Raw genomic sequence first — 2447 nt, forward strand, 5'->3', positions numbered from 1 at the left:
CCTCTCACCTCATAGAGATCACCCTCAAAACCTGAGTCTCTCCACAAGTTTATGGTGCCGTTATCATCTCCAGAGATAACGGGCTCATCGTCGGTACCTGTAATCTCTATCACAACAGTTAATTTGCTGTTATCGCTCGCGATGATATCTATCTCGTCCTTGACGATTTCATCTTTGTAGAGTGCCTGGACCTTCGATTGGTCTAGTGTGTATGTCCATACACCATCGACAAGTGCCAATGAGCCATAGGTACCTGACCTATTTTGGTTAGCGAATAGCTGAGAATCCTCTTCATTCAACTCTCCACTGGTTTTCACTTGATCACCAGGATCTCCCTCGTTTACAGATCCAGCCAGGACGCTTGGTGTTGTGCCACCACCGTCTGTGGTGCCGCCATCTGTCGTACCTGTGGTGCTGCCATCAGTACTGCCCGTAGTTGAACCGTCTGTCGTACCCGTGGTTGAGCCGTCAGTACCGCCCGTAGTCGAACCGTCTGTCGTACCCGTGGTGGTGCCATCCGTACTGCCGGTGGTCGAACCGTCTGTCGTACCCGTGGTGGTGCCATCCGTACCGCCGGTAGTCGAACCGTCTGTGGTACCTGTGGTGGTGCCATCAGTACCGCCCGTGGTCGAACCGTCTGTCGTACCTGTGGTGGTGCCATCAGTACCGCCGGTAGTCGAACCGTCCGTGGTACCTGTTGTTGAACCGTCAGTGGTACCTGTGGTCGATCCGTCGGTGCCGCCGGTGGTTGAGCCGTCGGTGGTACCTGTGGTGGTGCCGTCAGTGCCGCCGGTAGTCGAGCCGTCCGTCGTACCTGTGGTTGAGCCGTCGGTGCCGCCCGTAGTCGAACCATCGGTGGTACCTGTGGTGCTGCCGTCAGTACCACCCGTAGTCGAACCGTCGGTGGTACCTGTCGTCGAGCCGTCAGTACCACCCGTAGTCGAGCCATCGGTGGTACCCGTGGTTGAGCCGTCGGTCGTACCTGTAGTCGAGCCGTCAGTGGTACCTGTCGTTGAACCGTCTGTCGTGCCTGTGGTGGTGCCATCAGTACCGCCGGTGGTCGAACCGTCTGTAGTACCCGTGGTGGTTCCGTCCGTACCGCCTGTGGTCGAACCGTCGGTCGTACCCGTCGTTGAGCCGTCGGTACCACCCGTGGTTGAGCCGTCAGTACCGCCTGTAGTCGAACCGTCCGTCGTACCTGTAGTCGTTCCGTCAGTGCCGCCAGTCGTTGAACCGTCGGTCGTACCTGTGGTGCTGCCGTCAGTACCGCCCGTAGTTGAACCGTCAGTGGTACCTGTCGTTGAACCGTCGGTCGTACCTGTCGTTGAGCCATCCGTACCGCCGGTGGTCGAGCCGTCTGTACCGCCCGTGGTCGAGCCGTCTGTGCCGCCCGTGGTCGAGCCGTCGGTAGTACCTGTCGTTGAGCCATCCGTACCGCCGGTGGTCGAGCCATCGGTGGTACCTGTCGTGCTGCCATCAGTACCGCCGGTGGTTGAACCGTCGGTCGTACCTGTCGTTGAGCCGTCAGTGCCGCCCGTGGTCGAGCCATCGGTCGTACCTGTGGTTGAACCGTCAGTCGTACCCGTGGTTGTGCCGTCGGTTGTACCCGTAGTGGAGCCGTCAGTAGTACCTGTCGTTGAGCCGTCGGTGGTACCTGTGGTGCTGCCATCAGTACCGCCGGTAGTCGAGCCGTCCGTGGTACCAGTGGTTGAGCCATCCGTACCGCCGGTAGTCGAACCATCGGTGGTACCTGTAGTCGAACCGTCCGTCATACCTGTGGTTGAACCGTCCGTCGTACCTGTGGTGGTGCCATCAGTACCGCCGGTAGTCGAACCGTCCGTCGTACCTGTAGTCGAGCCGTCAGTGGTACCCGTGGTCGAGCCGTCGGTCGTACCCGTCGTGGAGCCGTCAGTAGTACCTGTCGTTGAACCGTCGGTAGTACCCGTCGTTGAGCCGTCAGTGTTACCTGTAGTCGAGCCGTCGGTGCCGCCCGTGGTCGAGCCATCCGTGGTACCAGTAGTCGATCCATCGGTACCGCCAGTCGTTGAACCATCGGTCGTACCCGTCGTTGAGCCGTCTGTCGTACCTGTGGTCGAACCATCAGTGGTACCTGTGGTCGATCCGTCGGTGCCGCCGGTGGTTGAACCGTCAGTGCCGCCCGTAGTCGAACCGTCTGTCGTACCCGTGGTAGTGCCATCAGTACCGCCGGTGGTCGAACCGTCGGTCGTACCCGTCGTTGAGCCGTCAGTACCGCCTGTAGTTGAACCGTCCGTGGTACCTGTCGTTGAGCCGTCAGTGCCGCCCGTAGTCGAACCGTCCGTGGTACCTGTAGTCGATCCGTCGGTCGTACCCGTCGTTGAGCCGTCGGTGCCGCCCGTAGTCGAGCCGTCGGTGGTACCTGTGGTGCTGCCGTCAGTACCGCCGGTAGTCGAACCGTCCGTCGTACC

Annotated in this window: 1 protein-coding gene; it reads right to left on the reverse strand. The window is 60.4% G+C overall.

Annotation, left to right across the window (positions count from 1 at the left end):
• Positions 1–2447, reverse strand: a 2447-nt coding sequence (locus tag RN22_RS25270; protein WP_369700108.1) for a hypothetical protein, incomplete at both ends; no start/stop codon positions are given.

The organism is Grimontia sp. AD028, from assembly GCF_000973155.1.
In the GTDB taxonomy this organism is placed as follows: Bacteria; Pseudomonadota; Gammaproteobacteria; order Enterobacterales; family Vibrionaceae; genus Enterovibrio; species Enterovibrio indicus.